Origin of the sequence: Bradyrhizobium sp. CCGB12 (genome assembly GCF_024199845.1) — a bacterium.
Taxonomy (GTDB): Bacteria; Pseudomonadota; Alphaproteobacteria; order Rhizobiales; family Xanthobacteraceae; genus Bradyrhizobium.
Genome location: NZ_JANADO010000001.1, coordinates 7,969,136 through 7,987,221, shown reverse-complemented (window position 1 = coordinate 7,987,221; position 18,086 = coordinate 7,969,136). Strand labels below are relative to the sequence as shown.

General features: G+C 63.9%; 21 protein-coding genes and 2 tRNA genes. 5 read left to right on the top strand and 18 right to left on the bottom strand.

Translation table 11 applies throughout. From position 1 onward, the window contains the following. The first annotated feature begins 66 nt into the window (after positions 1-66). Positions 67-636 carry a cysteine hydrolase family protein gene (locus NLM27_RS36625; RefSeq protein WP_254147889.1) on the top strand — a complete coding sequence of 190 codons (570 nt, stop codon included), beginning with the start codon at positions 67-69 and terminating at the stop codon, positions 634-636. 163 nt (positions 637-799) lie between these two features. Then, complete coding sequence (locus NLM27_RS36620; RefSeq protein ID WP_254147888.1) at positions 800-1,120, top strand: hypothetical protein; 321 nt, start codon at positions 800-802, stop codon at positions 1,118-1,120. A 34-nt stretch (positions 1,121-1,154) separates the two neighbouring features. On the opposite strand, the gene NLM27_RS36615 is transcribed toward NLM27_RS36620, so the two are convergent. The 11 genes from NLM27_RS36615 to NLM27_RS36565 all read right to left on the bottom strand — a co-directional run bounded on the left by NLM27_RS36615 (position 1,155) and on the right by NLM27_RS36565 (position 9,523). Next, positions 1,155-2,426, bottom strand: a complete 1,272-nt coding sequence (locus tag NLM27_RS36615; protein ID WP_254147887.1) for an NAD(P)/FAD-dependent oxidoreductase — start codon at positions 2,424-2,426, stop codon at positions 1,155-1,157. Between the two features lie 9 nt (positions 2,427-2,435). Then, entirely contained in the window at positions 2,436-3,146 is a 711-nt protein-coding gene (locus NLM27_RS36610) for a dihydrofolate reductase family protein (RefSeq protein ID WP_254147886.1), read from the bottom strand. A 15-nt stretch (positions 3,147-3,161) separates the two neighbouring features. After that, on the bottom strand, positions 3,162-3,824 hold the full coding sequence (locus NLM27_RS36605; protein WP_254147885.1) for an FABP family protein: 663 nt from the start codon (positions 3,822-3,824) through the stop codon (positions 3,162-3,164). A 240-nt stretch (positions 3,825-4,064) separates the two neighbouring features. Then, positions 4,065-4,334, bottom strand: a complete 270-nt coding sequence (locus NLM27_RS36600) for a hypothetical protein (RefSeq protein ID WP_254147884.1) — start codon at positions 4,332-4,334, stop codon at positions 4,065-4,067. Between the two features lie 821 nt (positions 4,335-5,155). Beyond that, a tRNA-Phe gene (locus tag NLM27_RS36595) sits at positions 5,156-5,231 on the bottom strand. Between the two features lie 175 nt (positions 5,232-5,406). Further along, a complete protein-coding gene (yacG, locus tag NLM27_RS36590; protein ID WP_254147883.1) occupies positions 5,407-5,589 on the bottom strand; it encodes a DNA gyrase inhibitor YacG in 183 nt (60 codons plus the stop codon). Between the two features lie 156 nt (positions 5,590-5,745). Beyond that, positions 5,746-6,375, bottom strand: coding sequence for a Maf-like protein (locus NLM27_RS36585; protein ID WP_254147882.1), 630 nt, complete (start codon positions 6,373-6,375; stop codon positions 5,746-5,748). Positions 6,376-6,529: 154 nt separating this feature from the next. Continuing rightward, positions 6,530-6,997, bottom strand: coding sequence for a low molecular weight phosphatase family protein (locus tag NLM27_RS36580; RefSeq protein WP_254147881.1), 468 nt, complete (start codon positions 6,995-6,997; stop codon positions 6,530-6,532). Between the two features lie 6 nt (positions 6,998-7,003). Continuing rightward, on the bottom strand, positions 7,004-7,501 hold the full coding sequence (locus tag NLM27_RS36575; protein WP_254147880.1) for a UPF0262 family protein: 498 nt from the start codon (positions 7,499-7,501) through the stop codon (positions 7,004-7,006). Beyond that, positions 7,498-8,793: a histidinol dehydrogenase gene (gene hisD, locus NLM27_RS36570; RefSeq protein WP_254147879.1), complete on the bottom strand. Its 1,296-nt coding sequence runs from the start codon at positions 8,791-8,793 to the stop codon at positions 7,498-7,500. The genes NLM27_RS36575 and hisD overlap by 4 nt, the downstream gene beginning before the upstream one ends. A gap of 280 nt (positions 8,794-9,073) precedes the next feature. Next, positions 9,074-9,523, bottom strand: a complete 450-nt coding sequence (locus NLM27_RS36565; protein WP_254147878.1) for a DUF2948 family protein — start codon at positions 9,521-9,523, stop codon at positions 9,074-9,076. Positions 9,524-9,681: 158 nt separating this feature from the next. Between NLM27_RS36565 and NLM27_RS36560 the strand changes: the two genes are divergently transcribed. Continuing rightward, positions 9,682-10,442, top strand: a protein-coding gene (locus NLM27_RS36560; protein ID WP_375142247.1) for an IS5 family transposase whose coding sequence is annotated in 2 segments (ribosomal slippage) — positions 9,682-10,018 and positions 10,018-10,442 — 762 coding nt in all. Because the reading frame shifts where the segments join, the coding sequence is not laid out codon by codon here. A 9-nt stretch (positions 10,443-10,451) separates the two neighbouring features. Here the strand turns inward: NLM27_RS36560 and NLM27_RS36555 are convergent. The 6 genes from NLM27_RS36555 to NLM27_RS36530 form a co-directional block, all read right to left on the bottom strand. Next, on the bottom strand, positions 10,452-11,111 hold the full coding sequence (locus tag NLM27_RS36555; RefSeq protein WP_254147877.1) for an NAD-dependent epimerase/dehydratase family protein: 660 nt from the start codon (positions 11,109-11,111) through the stop codon (positions 10,452-10,454). A gap of 57 nt (positions 11,112-11,168) precedes the next feature. After that, positions 11,169-11,993 carry an alpha/beta fold hydrolase gene (locus NLM27_RS36550; protein ID WP_254147876.1) on the bottom strand — a complete coding sequence of 275 codons (825 nt, stop codon included), beginning with the start codon at positions 11,991-11,993 and terminating at the stop codon, positions 11,169-11,171. Positions 11,994-12,126: 133 nt separating this feature from the next. Beyond that, a complete protein-coding gene (locus tag NLM27_RS36545) occupies positions 12,127-12,636 on the bottom strand; it encodes a hypothetical protein (protein ID WP_254147875.1) in 510 nt (169 codons plus the stop codon). Between the two features lie 236 nt (positions 12,637-12,872). After that, positions 12,873-13,181 (bottom strand): EthD family reductase, encoded by a 309-nt coding sequence (locus NLM27_RS36540; RefSeq protein WP_254147874.1) that lies wholly within the window; start codon positions 13,179-13,181, stop codon positions 12,873-12,875. A 125-nt stretch (positions 13,182-13,306) separates the two neighbouring features. Next, positions 13,307-15,013: an FAD-dependent oxidoreductase gene (locus tag NLM27_RS36535; RefSeq protein ID WP_254149021.1), complete on the bottom strand. Its 1,707-nt coding sequence runs from the start codon at positions 15,011-15,013 to the stop codon at positions 13,307-13,309. A gap of 25 nt (positions 15,014-15,038) precedes the next feature. Continuing rightward, positions 15,039-15,227 carry a hypothetical protein gene (locus tag NLM27_RS36530; RefSeq protein ID WP_254147873.1) on the bottom strand — a complete coding sequence of 63 codons (189 nt, stop codon included), beginning with the start codon at positions 15,225-15,227 and terminating at the stop codon, positions 15,039-15,041. A gap of 320 nt (positions 15,228-15,547) precedes the next feature. On the opposite strand from NLM27_RS36530, the gene NLM27_RS36525 reads away from it, so the two are divergent. Together NLM27_RS36525 and NLM27_RS36520 are read left to right on the top strand one after the other, a co-directional pair. Then, positions 15,548-15,622 (top strand) — tRNA-Thr (locus NLM27_RS36525). Between the two features lie 1,386 nt (positions 15,623-17,008). Next, on the top strand, positions 17,009-17,503 hold the full coding sequence (locus NLM27_RS36520) for a septal ring lytic transglycosylase RlpA family protein (protein WP_309144776.1): 495 nt from the start codon (positions 17,009-17,011) through the stop codon (positions 17,501-17,503). 96 nt (positions 17,504-17,599) lie between these two features. Here NLM27_RS36520 and NLM27_RS36515 read toward each other — a convergent pair whose 3' ends face one another. Next, entirely contained in the window at positions 17,600-18,076 is a 477-nt protein-coding gene (locus NLM27_RS36515) for a Crp/Fnr family transcriptional regulator (RefSeq protein ID WP_254147871.1), read from the bottom strand. Positions 18,077-18,086: the final 10 nt, after the last annotated feature.

Sequence of the window (18,086 nt, the reverse complement as noted above, 5' to 3'; positions counted from 1 at the left end):
ACATTGCGCGTTGTCCTCTTCGCCTCGCATAGTTGGCGCAGCAAGCAAGTTAGAAAGTCGCGCTCCATGACCAGCCCCCTCTCCGCCCTCATCGTGGTCGACGTCCAGCGCGCGTTCGACGAATGGGAGGCGGCGGGCAAGCGGCGCAACAATCCGGATGCGGTGGCGCGCATCGCCGATCTCCTGAAGACGTTCAGGGCCAGCCGCGCGCCGATCTTCCACATCCGACATGAAGGCACCAAGCCGAATTCATCGTTTCTTCCGTCCCGTCCCGGCTACACCGTCAAGGACGAGGCGCAGGAGCAGCCGGGCGAACCCGTGATCGTCAAGCGCGTCAACAGCGCCTTCATCGGCACCGACCTCGAGACGCGCCTGCGCGCGGCTGGCATCGGCACGCTCGTCATCTGCGGCGCCACGACCAACCATTGCGTGGAGACGACGACACGGATGGCCGGCAATCTCGGTTTCGACGCGCAGCTCGTGCGCGATGCGACATGGACATTCGAGCGTATCGGGCCCGACGGTGATGCGCACTCGGCCGAGGAGATCCATGCGATGACGCTGTCGAATCTCGACGGCGAATTCGCGCGCATCGTCACCACTGCCGACGTGGTCGCCTCATTCGCGGCGGAGTGATGGCAGCAATGCGAATCGCGCCGGTGATGCGGCATTAAGACTCACGACGCACACGCATCCGTGCAAATCGGGCGTCGCACACTGCGTCGTTTCGACGCCCGTACTAGCCGGAACGCGCCGGATGCTCATCTGTTGTCACACGACATTCAACTGGAGTGATGACATGAAATATCTCTTTGTCGCGATGGCCCTCGGCGCTGCGGCGATTGCCGGCGGATCGACGGCAAACGCGGCCAATGATTCAAGCGCGAAGCAGAACGCGCAAGGAAGCGGATCGACCGACATCAGCGCGCAGCACAGGCACCGCCATCACGGTCATCGGCACCATCACCACTGGCGCCATCACCACCACGGCCATTATCGCCCCTATTACCGCAGCTACGGCTATTACCCGCGGCACCACGGCTATTATGGCGGCGGACCGTATGGGTATTACGGCGGTGGTCCCGGCGTGACCTTCAGCTTCGGCGGCGGACGCTGGTGAGACAAGAGGCCCGCAGAGATGCGGGCCTTCTTCCTTATCGCCGCAGGATCATCCTCGCCGTCTCCAGCCCGCTCGCCAGCGCCGCCTCGACCGTACCCATGTCGCGGCCGCGATAGAGCGCTTCGCCGGAAAACAGCACGACGCCGTCGGAGCGCGCGAGAATCGCCTGCGCCGCGCGCGTCCGTGGCGTCGCCCAGGAATAGGCGCCGCGGGCGAAAGAATCGTGCGCCCAATTGATCGCAGCCGACGCCACGAGATCGCGCGCGATATCTTCGCGTGACCGCTTGAAGATGCCAGCGAGCGAGTCGAGCCCGGCCTCGATCAGCCCTTGCGGTTCGAGATGCGACAACTCCGCCGTCCGCGGGCCGCCGAACCAACCGGTGAGCAGGGGATGCTGGTCCGGGTATCGCGTCCACCACACCGGTATCGCCTCGTCCGACAGCAGGAAGGTCATATCCCCCAGATCTTCGCCGTGGTCGCGCCACCATGGCCGCGCAAAGCGGAGCAGGACCTTGATGACGTTGCCGAAGCCGATGTCGTCGGCGGCAGCGGCCCTCGCGCTTGCGCTCGCCGGCAGCGCAATCTCGCGCAGCAGCGGCAGCGGCACGGTGAGGATGACGCGGTCGCAGGCAAGCCCATCGCCACCGGCGCAACGCACCGCCACGGCGCCGCCTTCTTGCTCGATCGCCGACACGGCGCAACCGAGCCGGATCGCAACGCCGTAACCGCGGCACTCGGTCACCAGAAAGTCGATCAGCGCGCCATAGCCACCATTGATCCGCGCCTGCAGAGCGTGACCGCCATCCATCCACTCCTCCCGCAGCGCCAGCGTCGAGGCACGCTCGGGGTCTGCCGCATCATAGCCCTCGACCATCCGCTCGATCGAATGGCGCAGCCGCTCATATTCCACCCCAGCAAAATGACGGCGTAGGAAATCGGCCGCAGTGAGATCGTCCTTCAAGTCCCGGAGCACAGCTTGCAGCTCCGCCTCATGCGGATCATGGCGGCCCTCACGCGAGAGGCCTGCGCCGTCAAAGCTCCACTGCGTGCCCTCAATCTCCTGAAGGGACAGCCCCGCCTCGCGCAGCAAGGCCCGCGTGACCGGCGCCTCGCCATGGACGAACTCGGCACCACCATCGGCGGAGTAGCCGAACTGCGACGCCGGCAGCGGACGGATGCGCCCGCCGCAGCGTTCGCGCGCCTCCAGGATGGTCACGCGTCTGCCCGCACGGGCCAGCTCCCGCGCCGCCATCAGGCCGGCGGCGCCGGCACCGACGATGACGATGTGCTCGGATGGTTCGGACATAGCCGTGCTTTACTTGGTCACGGCCTGCGGATCGTTCTGGATCAGATACCGCAGCAGCAGGACGCCGCCGCCAAGCTCCCGCGTGCTCTCCAGCGTCATCGCGGTCAGTGGTGCGCGCTTGTCGCCGTCCGCCTCCGTTGAATCGAACACGAAGGGTGCGCCCTTCGCGCCGTCGATCGCGGGGCTGAGGATCAGATCGAATTCGTCGATGAGGCCAGCGCGCAGGAACGCGCCATTGGCAACGCCGCCGCCCTCCACCAGCAGACGCTTCACGCCGAGCTCGCGATTGAGGATGTCGACCGTCAGCGCCAGGTCGATCTCGGTCTTGCCGGCAAAGATATAGGATACGCCCTCGCTGCGGAGCCCGGCCAGATGCGCATCTGAGACGCTCTCGGTCAGCACTACGACAATCGGATCCCCGCCGATGTCGGAGCGGCCCCAGCCGATCTTGCCCTGCGCGTCGAGCACGACGCCATAGGTTTTCGCATCGCGCCGTGCGAACCAGCTTTCGCGCGGAAATGTCTCGCGCGTCTCGGCCGGGTACGGCTTGCCTTTGGCGAATTCCGAGCCGGTGACGCGGCCGATCACCCAGGCATCGCCGCCGAGCTCGTCATGGATCCTCTCGAACCAGTCCGTGCCCGCACCCTTCGGGCGCCAGCGGCTGGCATGCGTGCGGCCATCCAGGCTGGAGTGCATGAGACAGACGACATAAGGCTTCATGTGCTTCTCCGCATCTCAGGCCGCCGATCCGCCGGCCTTGGCGCGATCGTTCACGATCGCCGCAAGCGGATTGAGCTTTGGCGGCGCGATGAGCTTGAGCGTGTTGGTGTCGTGGTGATTGAACGGCGCGCCGCGCACAAACAACTCGGTCTGGATCAGATATGTCCAGCTGCCGTCGTCGTTGAAGCTGATGTCGCAGCGATAGGAGTCGGTGCGGAAGGCCTGCTCCAGGAAGTCGGTCGAGCAGATCCCGTAGGCGGTGTCGCCGCGCTTCGCGGTGACGGAGATCTTCCTGTCGTCCGGCCCGGCCTTACCCGCGGCGAGCAGCACCTGCCCACGCGGGATCGCCAGCGTCTGCATGATCAGCCCGGTCGCCGGCTCCCACAGCCAATAGCCGACCTGGTCGTGGAAGGTGATGTCCTCCTCGGGCGTGTTGATGTGGATGTGATAGCGCAGCCCGTAGAACAGCTGTGGCCCGTTGGCCTGCGGATCGATCGGGTCCATGCGGATGCGCTCGATGAAGGTGCGCCGCTCCGGTCCCTCCGCCTTCGGATTGATGTCGATGCCCTTGTCGGCCTGCCAGCTGCCGGCGAGACGGCGGAGCGGACCGAGATTGGCAAGGCCGTCGGGCGAGACGTCCTCGGGCTCGGTGAAGATGTCGGCAGGAAAGGGAAGCATGGATGTCCTCGCGCGGATTGCGAGGAGCAGCAATAGCACGGCGGCGGGACCGCGACTCGTGCTCAAGTCTCACAATTGCGAATGGGCGCCGGAAGCAGGAACGATCATCCCACGCCTTGCTTCAGCGAAGTCAGCGGAGGACGTTCAGACGATCGTATACGAAGAATTTTGCCGATGGTTTGCCCCGGTCAACGATCCCCCTTTCTCTTGTGGGCTACGTCCAATCATCCAAGCGTATCGCTACCAAGCGATCGGGCTAAATTTCACCCCTCGGCGAAGAAGTTCTTCGCTCAGGCGTTCAGCTCGCTCCTTGGCAGCAAGCCCCACCAGACGATATTTATCGCCGAGTGCTTTGTCGGCATCGACTTGGCGACGAATGCTTTCGTAGAGGCGGAGAACGCTTTCGTCAGTCAAGTGCTCAAATTTCCCAGAGGGATGCACTTCGGGTGAGCTTCCTCCAACCGTCCGCAAGCTGGACAGGATGTTCTCGATAGCTTTCTTGTTGGGCATATTCCGACTTAGCTTACCTGGCCGCCCCGAGCGAAGCTCGGACAGGACCCGGTCATTGGCAATCTGAGATTGGACCGCAAGACGGCGAGAAGATTGCATTTTTTTCCCGGTCCGGCAGCGCTAGATTTAGCCACCGTGCCATGCGCAGCCGCGTGGCTGAACGTGCTGTTTTGGACTGTCCGCGCTCGAAAATGACGACATAATTCATCGATGCGGGCCGCACCGCAGGCGTTCGCGGTTCTCTATCTGGAACCTTCTCATCACAGCCGCTATTGTACTGTCGATCGTTGAAGGCTCAGCTGGAGGTCGCATAGATGGACCAGCATCGGACAGCCTTGGTCTTGTTTGCAATCGCGTTGGCTGCCGTCATCGTGGTTGCGTCTACAATCACGATGGAACGCGTCAACACTCGTACAGTGAGCAATGACGCACCACCCGGTACGACGGGGCTCGCGAAGCCGCACCCACCGCTGGACCGTGCGCCCGCCGAACCGCTACCGAGACGGTAGGCGCCTGCGTGACGCGCCGCTCTAGATCCGCATTGGCAAAGTTCGGCTCAACAGAAGCGCCGGAATAGCCCAGCGGACGGCGGGTGTTTTTGTGACTTGCGTCGTGTGGCGAGGCGCACCGAGGCTTTGATCGCGAGGTTCATTAGCCCCAATTGGCCCCCTGAGGGACAACGCTCCCTTAGATGCAACCATGGCACATCTCCCTATATGAGCAGGGACGCGGAAGCTGTCTGACTCAGCCGCGGCCGGGCGTGCATAGCAAATGCATGCGGCGGAGCCGCCGGCTGTTGGGGTCGTCCGAGGTCAGGGGAATGGTGCCCAGGGGCGGAATCGAACCACCGACACTGCGATTTTCAGTCGCATGCTCTACCAACTGAGCTACCTGGGCGTGCTCCAAGAGAGGGGCCAAAGCCCATCGAGCGGGCGGTTTATAGTGGGCTGGAAGCGGCCTGTCCACCCACGCTTCGCCTTTGGCTTCGCGGGGCGCGTCCCTTCTGTGCACAAGGTCGGGCAGGGTCGTCGCGGCTGGCCGGCTTCCCAATCAAGTATTTGATAATATTTATTTATTCGACGTCGTCGGTCCCGTCGTCGCGGCCGGGGATGACGTAGGAGCCTTTCAGCCAGCGGTTCAGGTCGATGTCGCGGCAGCGCGAGGAGCAGAACGGGCGGGTCGCCTGCGACTGCGGCTTGCCGCAGATCGGGCAGGTTTTGAGTGGGGTGGCGGGCGTTTTGACGTGGTCGTTCATGATCGGGGCAGCTTTACACGAGGTGAGGCAGTTCAAGCGCCTGTCGGCAAACGGGTTCCTCGGACGGCGGCGTAGGTGTCCCCACCGGGATGCGGCGGGGCCATTCTACTGTGCATGGGGGTGTTTTCGCGATTTTTGCAGGAGCCGCTGTTCGGCTCACACCGCGGTGGCGTTGAGCCAGCCGAAGCGGATCGGAAAGCCCTCGCCGCCGAGCAGCGTGGTGGTCTCGTAGAGCGGCAGGCCGACCACGTTGGTGTAGGACCCCACCATCTTGACCACGAAGGACCCGGCGATGCCCTGCACGGCATAGCCGCCGGCTTTGCCGCGCCATTCGCCGGAGCCGATATAGGCCTGGATGTCGTCCTCGGAGAGGCGCTTGAAGCGGACGCGGGTCTCGACCAGCCGCTGGCGGAAGGCCTCGCGCGGCGTGACGAGGCAGATCGCGGTGTAGACGCGGTGGTTGCGGCCCGAGAGCAGGCGCAGGCACTGTGCGGCCTCGTCGACCAGATTGGCCTTGGGCAGGATGCGGCGGCCGACCGCCACAACCGTATCGGCGGAGAGGATGAAGGCGCCGCGCAGCTCGTCGTCCAGCTGCACCGATTTGAGCGCCGCATCGGCCTTGCCCCGGGCGAGGCGGTTGGCGCAGGCGCGCGGCAGCTCGCCCCGCCTCGGCGTCTCGTCGACGTCGGCGGGCCGGAGCGCGTCCGGCTCGATGCCGGCCTGGTTGAGCAGCGACAGGCGCCGCGGCGAACCGGAGGCAAGTACGAATTTGGGGCGGCCGAGCATCAGGTGATTTGGGGGATGAAGCGGAGTGAATTGCGCGCGGAACCTATCGGAAGGGGGCTGATTTCACAACCCGGGAACCGGAGGTTTGGTGATTCGAGGTTGCCAACACGCGTGTGCCTGCGCTCTGTGACGCAGGTGTTACGGACGCCGCTTGCTACCCGCTCGCCGCGCCCACCTTCGCGAACCGCCGGCGGATGCGCATCAACAGCTGGTCGCAGACCTCGCGATAGGCGGCCAGCTTCTGGTCGCGGCTGCCCTCGATGGTGGTGGGGTCCTGCGTCGGCCAGTATTCGACGTCGGCTGCGAGCGTGCGGGTCAGCTCCAGCGCCTTGTGGTGCGCCTCAGGCGACAACGTGATGATGAGGTCGAAGTTCAGCCCCTCCCAGTCCTCCAGCTCCTCGAAGGTCTGCGGCTTGTGGGCGGAGATATTCTGGCCGAGCTCGGCCATCACGGACACCGCAAACGGATCGAGCTCGCCCTTCCTGGCGCCGGCCGACTTCACGTAGAGGCCTTGCGGAAACATGTGCTGCAACAGGCTCTCGGCCATCGGCGAGCGCACACTATTCATCGCGCAGGCGAACAGCACCGATTGCGGATCGCGTGCGCGTGGGGGCGCAGCCATCCGCGTTTAACCCTTCCAATGAAGGACAGTAATGAGCGTGAACAGCCGGCGCGAGGTCTCGAAATCGACCCGCACCTTGCCCTTCAGCCGCTCCTGGAGCGTGCGTGAGCCCTCGTCATGGATGCCGCGGCGGCCCATGTCGATGGCCTCGATCTTGTCCGGCGTCGCGGTCCGGATCGCCTGGTAGTAGCTGTCGCAGATCATGAAATAGTCCTTCACGATCCGCCGGAACGGCGTCAGCGACAACAGATGCGCGACCACAGGCGTGCCGTCCTCGCGGCGGATGTCGAACATCAGCCGGCTGCCGGTGATGCCGATATGCAGCGTGAACGGCCCCTTCCCGTCGGCACCGTCAGGCGCGAAAAGGTTCTGCTCGATCAGGTCGTAGATCGCGATTGCGCGCTCATGCTCGATGTCGGGCCCGGAACGACCGATCGAGTCCTCGTCGAGCGTGACGCCGACGATGCGATTGGTCGAGTCGTCCTGTTCGGGCGGCTTTGTCATGACAGATTGAGGCGCAATCCAATCGAGCGCGAATGAGCGTCCAGCCCCTCCGCTTGTCCAAGCGTCATCGCGGCCGGGCCCAGCGCACGCAGCTGGTCCGGGCCGCATTTCAGGATCGAGGTACGCTTCATGAAGTCGTGCACCGACAGCCCCGAGGAGAATCGCGCCGAGCGCGCGGTCGGCAGCACGTGGTTGGAGCCCCCGACATAGTCGCCGATCGCCTCCGGCGTGTGGGACCCAAGGAACACCGCGCCGGCGTTGCGGATCTTTGCGGCGAGCGCATCGGGATCACTAGTCATGATCTCGAGATGCTCGGCGGCGATCGCGTCCGCGAGCGGGATGGCATCGGTGAGATATCTCACCATGATGACGGCGCCGAAATCATTCCACGACGCGCCCGCGATCGCGGCGCGCGGCAACGTTTTCAGCTGCGTTGCGACCGCCTTTTCGACATCGGCGGCAAGGCGCGCGGAATCGGTGATCAGGATCGATTGCGCGCTGGCATCGTGCTCGGCCTGCGCGAGCAGGTCCGCGGCGATCCAGTCGGCATTGCCGGTGTCGTCGGCAATCACCAGCACCTCGGAGGGGCCGGCGATCATGTCGATGCCGACCTTGCCGAACACCAGCCGTTTTGCCGCGGCGACATAGGCGTTGCCGGGGCCGACGATTTTTGCGACCGGCGCGATCGTCGCCGTGCCATGCGCGAGCGCGGCCACGGCCTGGGCACCGCCGACGCGGTAGATCTCGGTGACGCCGCCGAGATGGGCTGCCGCCAGCACCAGCGGATTGAGCTTGCCGTCCGGCGAGGGCACCACCATGACGAGGCGCGCGACGCCGGCGACCTTGGCCGGCACCGCGTTCATCAGCACCGAGGACGGATAGGCGGCGGTGCCGCCGGGCACGTAGAGGCCCGCGGATTCGATCGCGGTGTAGCGCCAGCCGAGCTCGACGCCGAGGGAATCGGTGAAGCGTTCGTCCGTCGGGAGCTGACGGCGATGATAGGTCTCGATGCGGTCGCGCGCGAGCTTGAGCGCGTCCAGCGTCGCGACATCGCAGACCTTTGCCGCGGCTTCGATCTCGGCGGCGGTGACGCGCAAGGAGGCGGCATCCAGCGCCAGCCGGTCGAATTTCTGCGTGGCCTCGAGCAGGGCGGCATCGCCCCGCCTGGCGACGTCGTCGACGATCGCGCGCGCGGCGGCCTCGACGTCGGCCGAGACCTCGCGCTTGGCGGCGAGGAAGGCCGCGAATCGCTGGTCAAAATCGGCGCTGCTGCGGTCGAGACGAAGGGGCATTTTGCGATGGTCTTTAGGCTGGTCTTTTGGGGCGGATTGGCTCACCCGACCCCCTGCTCAATGGCGCGGCGGGGAAGCGGCGTCAACCCTTGGGAGTTGTGGTCATCTTCCGTCGTCATCCTGCTTCGGTGTCGTCCTGGCGAAAGCCAGGACCCATTACCCCAACTTGTTGTAATTGAAGCAGGATGTGGCCCCCATCCCCTCTATCACGACCACCGGTGGTAATGGGTCCTGGCCCTCGCCAGGACAACGGCAAGGAAGGGGTACGAATTTCCGTCCCTCACCCCTCCCCCTCGATCCCCAGTCCCGTTCCCAGCGCGTCCGCCCCGAGGTCGGTCAGCTCGCATTCCAGGCATTCGACATCGAGGCGGATGGCGCCGCCCTCGGCGAACAACAGCAGGGCACTGCCGCCAGGCTCCTCGTTGCGGCCGTCCTGGGGGTGAAACTCGATGCCGACCAGGTCCAGAACCTTGTCCAGAGCGCCGAGGTCGATGTTGCGCGACTTGCAGGCGAGCACGCGGTCGAAGCGGAGCGCGGCGACCAGCCGGCGCGGCTCGGCCTCGCCTTCCAGCGTCTGCTCCCAGTCCAGCCGGCTCATGCCGACGACAAGCCGCTTCTCGTTCTGCCGCCAGATGATGTCGGAGGGCTGGACACGGGCGTCCTGGACATGGGTCGAGATGACAGCGAGATCATCGGCGTCGAGTGCAATCAATTTGAGCTGGGGAGACATCGCCGACGCTTCTCCTTCAGGGCGGACGGGGCTCAACGCGCGCGGGCCCCGAAATTTCCGCGGCAAGCTAACGGGCCAGCGAACTAGGGTCTGTACTCAATAGAGATTCCTCTTGAGGCGGGATTGTGATTCAAGCTTTCCAACGGAGGGAGGCTTGGATGGCAAAGCAAGTCTATTGGTTGAGCGATGCAGAGTGGCAGCGAATAGAGCCGTTGTTGCCGCGAGGCCGCCGCGGAGCGCACCGGGTGGATGATCGCCGGGTGATCAGCGGGATCGTCCATATGCTGCGATGTGGGGCGCGTTGGCGCGACTGCCCGGAGGTCTACGGCCCGTATACGACGGTTTACAATCGCTTCAATCGCTGGAGCCGTCAGGGGATTTGGACCGATATTTTCTATGCCCTGACGGGGTCGACTGGCATGTACGGGGCGGCATCTGTTGATTCCACCTACATCAAAGCCCACCGCTCGGCAGCCGGCGCAAAAGGGGGGCCTTCAACAATGCCATCGGCCGCTCGCGTGGCGGGCAAACGACCAAAATCCACGCGCTGACCGATGAGATCGGGCGTCCATATGCCTTGTTGATCACGGCTGGAAACGTCCACGACCTCGACGGAGCCCGCCGTCTGCTCACTTTGGGGCATCGACCGAAGAGTGTCATTGCCGACCGAGCCTATGACGCCAGAAGCTTGCGCGAGGAACTCGCACAGCGGCGGATCAAGGCGGTCATCCCCCCAAATCCGACCCGTAAGCACCCGCATCGCTACGACAAACGCGCCTACAAAGGCCGCAACGTCATCGAGCGCATGTTTTGTCGCCTGAAGGACTTCCGCCGCATCGCCACCCGATATGACAAGCGCGCAGATATCTTCCTCTCAGCAATCCTTCTGACCGCCGCCTTGCTCTGGTGGCTCAATTGAGTCCAGACCCTAGAGGCTATTGATATCCTCCATCTCCAGCACCTTCCGCGGATACCCTTCCCGGGCGACCCGGATCATGGCCCGCCCGATCTGCTCGGTCGAGGTGACGAGCGACGGTGAGATCCGGCGCAGCACCGACCAGAGCGGCCAGGTTGCGGTATACACGGCCTGCACCCAGGCGGTCTTGGAGCGGGCGCCGTGCAGGGGTTGGATCGCACCGGGCCGGAACATGTAGGCGGCCTTGAACGGCAGCTTGAAGAGATCGTTCTCGGTCTTGCCCTTGATCCGTGCCCACATCCGCGAACCCTGCTCGCTGGAATCGGTGCCGGCGCCGGTGACGTAGATGAATATCATCTGCGGGTTGATTTTCGCCAGCGTCGTCGCCGCGGCGAGCGTGAGGTCGTAAGTCAGATGACGGTAGCGCTCTTCGTTCATGCCGATCGAGGAGACCCCGAGGCAGAAAAGGCAGGCATCGAAGCCCGTGAGCTGCGCCTCGATCGCCGAATAATCCATGAAATCGTCGTGGATGATCTCGACGAGCTTGGCGTTGCGCACGCCGGTTGGGCTGCGTCCGACCACGAGCACGCGGTCGATGCCGGGATCGATCAGGCATTCGCGCAAAGCACCCTGCCCGACCATGCCGGTCGCACCGAAGACGATGACTTTCATCGGAACGTCCCCAACGGGCTCGCAGCTCTCACTGCGAACCCCATCTTTTTCGAAGCTCTACGCCTTGAAGAACGCCAGCAAGTCCGCGTTGATGGTCTCGGCATGGGTGGTCGGCATGCCGTGCGGAAAGCCCTTGTAGGTCTTCAGCGTGCCGTTCTTCAGCAGCTTGGCCGACAGCGGCCCGGAATCGGCATAAGGCACGATCTGGTCGTCGTCGCCGTGCATCACCAGCACGGGCACGTTGATCTTCTTCAGATCCTCGGTGAAATCGGTCTGCGAGAACGCGACGATACCGTCGTAATGCGCCTTCGCGCCGCCCATCATGCCCTGGCGCCACCAGTTCTGGATCACGGCTTCCGACGGCTTTGCGCTGGGACGGTTGTAGCCGTAGAACGGGCCCGAAGCGAGGTCGCGATAGAATTGCGTGCGGCTCGCCGCAAGCTGCTTCTGGAGATCGTCGAACACGCTCTTCGGCAGGCCGCCGGGATTGGCAGCCGTCTGCACCATCAGCGGTGGCACCGCGGAGAGGATCGCCGCCTTCGCCACCCGGCTCTCGCCATGACGCGCGATGTAGTGCACGACCTCGCCGCCGCCGGTGGAGTGACCGACATGGATGGCGTTCTTGAGATCGAGATGCGCCGTCACCGCCGCGAGGTCGTCGGCATAATGGTCCATGTCGTGGCCGTCCGCGACCTGCGACGAGCGGCCGTGGCCGCGGCGGTCATGGGCGACGACGCGGTAGCCCTTGGCGACGAAGAAAAGCATCTGCGTGTCCCAGTCGTCCGACGACAGTGGCCAGCCATGGCTGAACACGATCGGCTGGCCCGAACCCCAATCCTTGTAAAAAATCTCGACGCCGTCTTTGGTGGTGATGGTGGGCATGGACTGCATCCTTTCGGTGAAAATCATTGCGTGATGGCCCGCGCGCAGGCGCGAGCCGATGATCCGCAAGATGGGTGTGCGATATCCGGTGTGCGATGCCCTGCATCAGCTCGGAATGACGACAATCGTGTGATCAGGCAAACGTCATCGGCCTGAAGCGGCGCCACGCGCCGATGGTGAGCACCACGAAGAACACCAGCACGATGCCCTGCACCACCGCGAACACCGGCCCCGACGGCGGCGCCGGCGGCACCGCGGGCGCGAGCGCGGCGAGCGCCGGCACCTTCAGGAACGACTGGATCACCAGCACGAAGACATTGAAATAGAGCGAGACCATCGCGGTCACGATGTAAACCGGGCGCCAGGCGCCGGCGAGCTTCATGCCGTAGAGCGCGAAGCAGGCGATCGCGAGCAGCACCAGCGAGATGATGCCGATGATGTGCGAGGGCAGCAGCTCCTTGAACGGAAACAGGAAGCCGGTGGCACTGGTGAGGATCGTGAACAGCAGGAAGACCGCGGTGAGGCCCGGCATCGGCTTAGAGGCGAGCAGGCCGAACATCACGATGATGCCGGCGGCGATAGCGATCAGGCTGATGATGACATGGATCAGCGTAAGGGCGGGCAGGGTCAACCCAAGCACCATGGCATCTCTCCTACTCGTCCAGCATTGAGATCGGAAAGATTAGTATTACGGTCCTCATCGGATTGCCACATGCGTTGGCGCCGCACATCCGCGCGCAGCCATGCCGGTCGTGCGAATTGACAAATGCATGGCTGAATTTTTTGCAGCGCTGCTGCAAACGACAGCGGGCTTTCGACGAAAGTTGAACCGATCGTCGCAACATCGGCCCGCGAGCGGCGGGCCGATGTGACGAAGACTTAGACGTCCTTGGTGTCGAAGATCAGCAGGTCGGCGCCGCCGCTGGCGAATTTCGGCACGTCAGCGCCGGTCGCCTTGCCCTCGGGGCTTCCGAATGCCGCCTGGATGTCGGCAACGCTGTCGAAGGTGAGAATGGCGACGAGGTGGATTCCGGAGGGCCCGGCGGGGGAGGCGACCGGCCCCTTGCTGACGGCGTATTTCTTCAGACCGGGAAGTTTCTTGGCGAGCGGAATGTGCGTCTCGGCGTAGTACTTGTCGAAGGCCTCCGCATCCTTGGGCGTTTTGTAGAGTACGACGATTTCGGCCATTTAGTCCTCCCATGTGAATCTTTGTTCTTCGACGCGCAATCGGCCTCGCGACGAGGCGATAGTCCGAGGGACGCAGCAAGATGGCAAGTGGCATTCCACTTGCCATCTGCTTGTCTTCTCCTTGGCTAAAGCGCCGGTTTTGCGGCGTCACCGAGATAGCCGTGCAGGGAGGCCACGACCTGCGCGCCTTCGCCGATGGCGCCGCCGACGCGCTTGACCGAGCCGGCGCGGACATCGCCGACGGCGTAGACGCCGGGTACGGAGGTTTCCAGCGGCGCCACCAGCCGCCCCTGGTTCTGCTCGGATTGCGCGCCTGTCACGACGAAGCCGCCGCGATCGAGCGTGACACCGCAGCCGTCGAGCCAGCCGGTGGCGGGATCGGCGCCGACGAACAGAAAGAGATTGCGAATGTCGGCAGAATCCTCATCGCTCGACAAGCGGCTTCTCCAGCGGATCCGTCGCAGCAGAGCGGCCTCGTCGCCTTCGAGCGCGGTGATCTCGGTGTTGAACATCAATTCGATGTTCGGCGTCGCTTCGATGCGCTCGATGAGATAGCGCGACATGCTGACCCCCAGGCCGCCGCCGCGGATGATCATCAGCACTTTCTTCGCGTGGCCCGACAGGAACACGGCGGCCTGGCCGGCGGAATTGCCTGCGCCGACCAGCGCCACTTCCTCGCCGGCGCAGAGTCGCGCCTCCACAGGCGAGGCCCAGTACCAGACGCCGCGGCCCTCGAACTTGTCGAGATTCTCGATCTCCGGTCGGCGATAACGCGCGCCACTCGCGACCACCACCGCGCGCGAGCGCAAGGTGTCGCCGCAATCCAGCGCCAACGCGAAGCTGCCGTTGGCCCGCGAGCAATCCAGCGAGCTCACCGACATCGGAATCATGACGTCGGCGCCGAACTTCTGCGCCTGGGTGAAGGCGCGGCCGGCGAGCGCCTGGCCGGAAATGCCGGTCGGGAAACCCAGATAATTCTCGATGCGCGCGCTGGCGCCGGCCTGGCCGCCAAAGGCTCGGGTGTCGAGCACGGCGACCGAGAGGCCTTCGGAGGCCGCATAGACCGCGGTCGCAAGCCCTGCCGGCCCGCAGCCGACGATCGCGACGTCGTAGATGCGGTTGTCTTTGGCGCCGCCGATCATGCCGATGGCGCGGCCGAGCTCGGTCTCGCTGGGATTGCGCAGCACCGTGCCGCCAGCCGTGACGACGAGCGGCCAATCCTCCGGCTTCGGCGAATAGCGCGCGATCAGTTCGGCAGCGTCATGCTCGCTGTTGGGATCGAGCAGATGATGCGGCTGGCCGTTGCGGGTGAGAAAGCCCTGCAGGCGCACCACACCGGCGGAGTTCGACGGCCCGATCAGCACGGGGCCACCGATGCCGCCCTGGATCAGATTGACCCGGCGCAGGATCAGCGCGCGCATGATGCGCTCGCCAAGCTCGGCTTCGGCCACCAGCAGCGCGCGCAGCCGGTCCGGCGGGACGAGCAGGACCTCGACATCGCCCTCGGCGCGGCCGTCGACCAGCGCCGGCCGGCCCGAGAGCTGGCCGAGCTCGGCCAGAAACTGCCCCGGCCCCTGATCGATCACAGGGGTGACGTGACCGAGGCCGTCGCGCTGGGTGATGTCGACCTGGCCCGCCAGCACCACGAACATGCCGGGCCCGGGCTTGCCGGTCTCGAACAGGAACTCGCCGTCCTTGTATTGCCTGAGCTCGCCGAAATGGCGCAGGCGCTCGATCTCGGCGGGTGTCAGCGTCGGAAAGGTCTGCTCGGGACGGGTGAACTGCGTCATCAGCGCCTCCCTGTCGGTTCGTCGCACCTCGTCCTGCGCCATCGTCATTCCCGCTCATTCCAAAAATCTAGCTGCCGGTCTTGCCGGCGGTCCCCTCATTTAGGGAACCATCGTCGTTCTGCGAGGGCTCAACGATTGCGGCGCGCTCGCGCGCCTGCACCTTCCGCCGCTTCAGGTTTTCGCGCAGCGCCGATTTCAGCCGGTCCTGCCGCCCGTCCTGGCCGCGTCCCGCGGCTTTATCGGTCTCGTCGGTCATCGTTCGGGCTCGTCAGGAAAGGGGGTGCCAGCATGCCCAAGGAATACGACATCTCAAGAGGCCTCGCGCGATCCGATCGTGCGAACTTCAAAATGGGCCGAATCCGGCAGCACGGCCAACTGGCCAGATGGTCGGGGACACAACTGGCACCAAAATCGTCCGAAATCGGTCATTTCGGGGCACGAAGACCATCTCTGCCGGGTGACGGAGGCCGATTTTCTCGATTTGGCGGAGCCGGCAAGCTTGCACATGAGGGGGGCTTGTGGCATCCATCGCCCGCTTGGCGGGCCCAGTGGCGGCCCGATTCTGTGCCAGCATTTGCTGCCGTAGCTCAGTGGTAGAGCACTCCCTTGGTAAGGGAGAGGTCGACAGTTCAATCCTGTCCGGCAGCACCAGTGTCCCACACATGACTCAGTGTTCTCGCGGCTCGATGCACCCGAGTTTTGCTTGTTTCCGTGCCCCTCTTCCGTGAAGAGGGCGCAGGGAAGGCCGGGTGCCGGCTGGCACCCATGGTCCGCTGCGCCAAGAATTTGCACACGCAAATGCACAGGCGGACAACAGGTGGGCCGGAAAACACCCGGCCTTCCCTGCGCGATGGGTTGACGGCTTATGCGCGCTCTCCCCGGAGCCGAGTTCCTTCTGGCCTCCGTCGCCTCGCGAATTGACGATGCCTAAAGACCCGGTCGAGCCAAAAGCATCTCCGCGAGGCTTGACCGTAGCAACGACGGTCAGGACCACACGTTTTCGCCGTACGCAGCTCATCCGGCTTCGCTTGAGTAGCTCCACCGGACTTCGGAGTCGTCCGTCTGCACACTGGCCACGACCTCACGAGGTTCATCTCGCCCTGGTCCACCACGCCTGCCCGACGCTGCCGCGTCCACCGCCCCCCGACCCACGTTTCGTTACGACGTACGATCGTCCCTCTCCCCGGGGCCAGGATGCGGGAAGAATGCCGCAATTCCGAATTTCGGTAAAGTGGAATATTTTTGCGATAAGGGATTGACGGGATTTTGCGGGAGGTGGGTGTTTTGCCCGACGGGTCAAATCGGCGCAGAGATGACGGCACTTGACCCAACACGGACCTTTGAACCCAGGCACTCGACGTGTCGCGTATGGTCCCTCGATGTGAGGTGCTCGATGAGCCGCCGTCCGACAGCATGGATCATCTTTTTGGGGTTCCTCGCTCTGATTGGAGTGGCCGCCGCTTTAGGAGTTGGAAACCGCGCACTCCAATACGGCGTCTGGGGTTTTTGGCTGGTCTTATCGGCGATCTTCATCTGGGTATACGCGCGCACTGGATCACCTGCCGACCGGTCACGCCTCATCGATACGCGTGGCATCTATCTCCTCCCGCGGCCTGTGCGGCGTTGGCTGTTCGATGAGTAACAACAACTAAGCGTTCTCATCCGACTTCATCTATTGGCGCGCAGTGGCGTAGCCCGGATGGAGCGCAAGCATAATCCGGGATCGTTCGCCGCGGAGACAACCGGCCCGGATTGCGCTTCGCTCCATCACAAGCGCATCAGCTTTTGTCCCTTGGTCGACATCACACGCGCCGCTCACGCCGGGTTCCATCGGGTCATGCTGCTGACGCAATCTCTGTCTTAGTCGGTGAGAACACAAAACACTGTGTGAGGACCACTCCGGTTCCCACCACGGTTCCGTAGCCAGGGGTTGGCTCGAATCCGCAAAAAGATTGGCGCAAGTTCATGAACGCTTCTGCGTTCGCTTGACCACGTTTGCGGTTCGGGAATCGGACAATCTAAAAAATCACAGGACTTATGATGCTATTCCGCTCGAGCGCCGCAATTTGCGGCGCCCTGGTTACGCTTGCCGTTTCTGTTACCGTTGCTCGAAGTGAAACGCGTGGGGATCACTCAAGTGCCATCGTCGATGCCGCCTCTGGCGATGCGATCGTTGGCAAGGCGTCCACGTACAATCCGTTCAAGCCCGGCAAGGAGGAGGGCGGTCCGAAGACAGCCTCCGGCGAGCGTTATGATCCCTCTGCCTGGACGGCTGCCATCAAGACGAGCTTGCGTCGGAAATTTGGTGGGGTCCAATTTGGCGCGAGGCCGAAATACGCCCTCGTCGAGGCCGTAGGCAAGAAGGTCATCGTCAAGATAAATGACGTGGGGCCACTAAGGCCTGGCCGCATCATTGACCTCAATGAGCGGACGATGCGCCATTTCGATCCAAGCATGGACCTTGGAGTCATTCCTGATGTGAGAGTTAGTCCGCTTGCAGGGGACAATTGGACCCCGGGACCGGTGGGCTGAACATCCCACGCGAAAGAGGCGAAGCACGAGCCATCGAGGCCTTACGAAGACGAAGCAGGATGGGTTTCGCAAGTGCTCTACCCATCCTGCGCGCGATCAATTGTCGTCACCTACCTGATGTCCGGCAAAGCGATCGTCGGCGCGTCGCAGCCGTCGACAGAGTTCGCGATTGATGTTCTGCAGGACGATCACATAGGCGTGGATGTCGGCCTTGAAGCAGGCGTAGAGATTTCCGGCCGTCAGCTCGAACAGCACGGTCGGCGCCTCCGCGACAACAGTGGCGGAGCGATTTTGCATTTCGATCAGCGTCATTTCGCCGAAGAAATCGCCGGGCTCCAGACGGGAAATTGGGACGACGCTCCCCGAACTCGCCCGTTTGCTCACCGCCAGCCGGCCGGATTTGACGATGAACATCGAGCGCCCCGGCTCGCCTTCGACCACAACGGTTGCGCCGGCATCAAAGCGGCACTCGACCAGCATCGAAATCAGGAGATCGAGACTGGGATCCGAAAGGCCGCCGAAGAACGGCGTCGCAAGCAGGAAGGCTTTCAGGTCAGGGGCACTGACAACCATCGCGCGAGAA

Excerpts from the sequence above, each read along its gene's own strand:
- NLM27_RS36625 (WP_254147889.1), top strand. The coding sequence starts at position 67 with ATGACCAGCCCCCTCTCCGCCCTCATCGTGGTCGACGTCCAGCGCGCG.
- NLM27_RS36620 (WP_254147888.1), top strand. The coding sequence starts at position 800 with ATGAAATATCTCTTTGTCGCGATGGCCCTCGGCGCTGCGGCGATTGCC.
- NLM27_RS36615 (WP_254147887.1), bottom strand. The coding sequence starts at position 2,426 with ATGTCCGAACCATCCGAGCACATCGTCATCGTCGGTGCCGGCGCCGCC.
- NLM27_RS36610 (WP_254147886.1), bottom strand. The coding sequence starts at position 3,146 with ATGAAGCCTTATGTCGTCTGTCTCATGCACTCCAGCCTGGATGGCCGC.
- NLM27_RS36605 (WP_254147885.1), bottom strand. The coding sequence starts at position 3,824 with ATGCTTCCCTTTCCTGCCGACATCTTCACCGAGCCCGAGGACGTCTCG.
- NLM27_RS36600 (WP_254147884.1), bottom strand. The coding sequence starts at position 4,334 with ATGCCCAACAAGAAAGCTATCGAGAACATCCTGTCCAGCTTGCGGACG.
- yacG (WP_254147883.1), bottom strand. The coding sequence starts at position 5,589 with ATGAACGACCACGTCAAAACGCCCGCCACCCCACTCAAAACCTGCCCG.
- NLM27_RS36585 (WP_254147882.1), bottom strand. The coding sequence starts at position 6,375 with ATGCTCGGCCGCCCCAAATTCGTACTTGCCTCCGGTTCGCCGCGGCGC.
- NLM27_RS36580 (WP_254147881.1), bottom strand. The coding sequence starts at position 6,997 with ATGGCTGCGCCCCCACGCGCACGCGATCCGCAATCGGTGCTGTTCGCC.
- NLM27_RS36575 (WP_254147880.1), bottom strand. The coding sequence starts at position 7,501 with ATGACAAAGCCGCCCGAACAGGACGACTCGACCAATCGCATCGTCGGC.
- hisD (WP_254147879.1), bottom strand. The coding sequence starts at position 8,793 with ATGCCCCTTCGTCTCGACCGCAGCAGCGCCGATTTTGACCAGCGATTC.
- NLM27_RS36565 (WP_254147878.1), bottom strand. The coding sequence starts at position 9,523 with ATGTCTCCCCAGCTCAAATTGATTGCACTCGACGCCGATGATCTCGCT.
- NLM27_RS36555 (WP_254147877.1), bottom strand. The coding sequence starts at position 11,111 with ATGAAAGTCATCGTCTTCGGTGCGACCGGCATGGTCGGGCAGGGTGCT.
- NLM27_RS36550 (WP_254147876.1), bottom strand. The coding sequence starts at position 11,993 with ATGCCCACCATCACCACCAAAGACGGCGTCGAGATTTTTTACAAGGAT.
- NLM27_RS36545 (WP_254147875.1), bottom strand. The coding sequence starts at position 12,636 with ATGGTGCTTGGGTTGACCCTGCCCGCCCTTACGCTGATCCATGTCATC.
- NLM27_RS36540 (WP_254147874.1), bottom strand. The coding sequence starts at position 13,181 with ATGGCCGAAATCGTCGTACTCTACAAAACGCCCAAGGATGCGGAGGCC.
- NLM27_RS36535 (WP_254149021.1), bottom strand. The coding sequence starts at position 15,013 with ATGGCGCAGGACGAGGTGCGACGAACCGACAGGGAGGCGCTGATGACG.
- NLM27_RS36530 (WP_254147873.1), bottom strand. The coding sequence starts at position 15,227 with ATGACCGACGAGACCGATAAAGCCGCGGGACGCGGCCAGGACGGGCGG.
- NLM27_RS36520 (WP_309144776.1), top strand. The coding sequence starts at position 17,009 with ATGATGCTATTCCGCTCGAGCGCCGCAATTTGCGGCGCCCTGGTTACG.
- NLM27_RS36515 (WP_254147871.1), bottom strand. The coding sequence starts at position 18,076 with ATGGTTGTCAGTGCCCCTGACCTGAAAGCCTTCCTGCTTGCGACGCCG.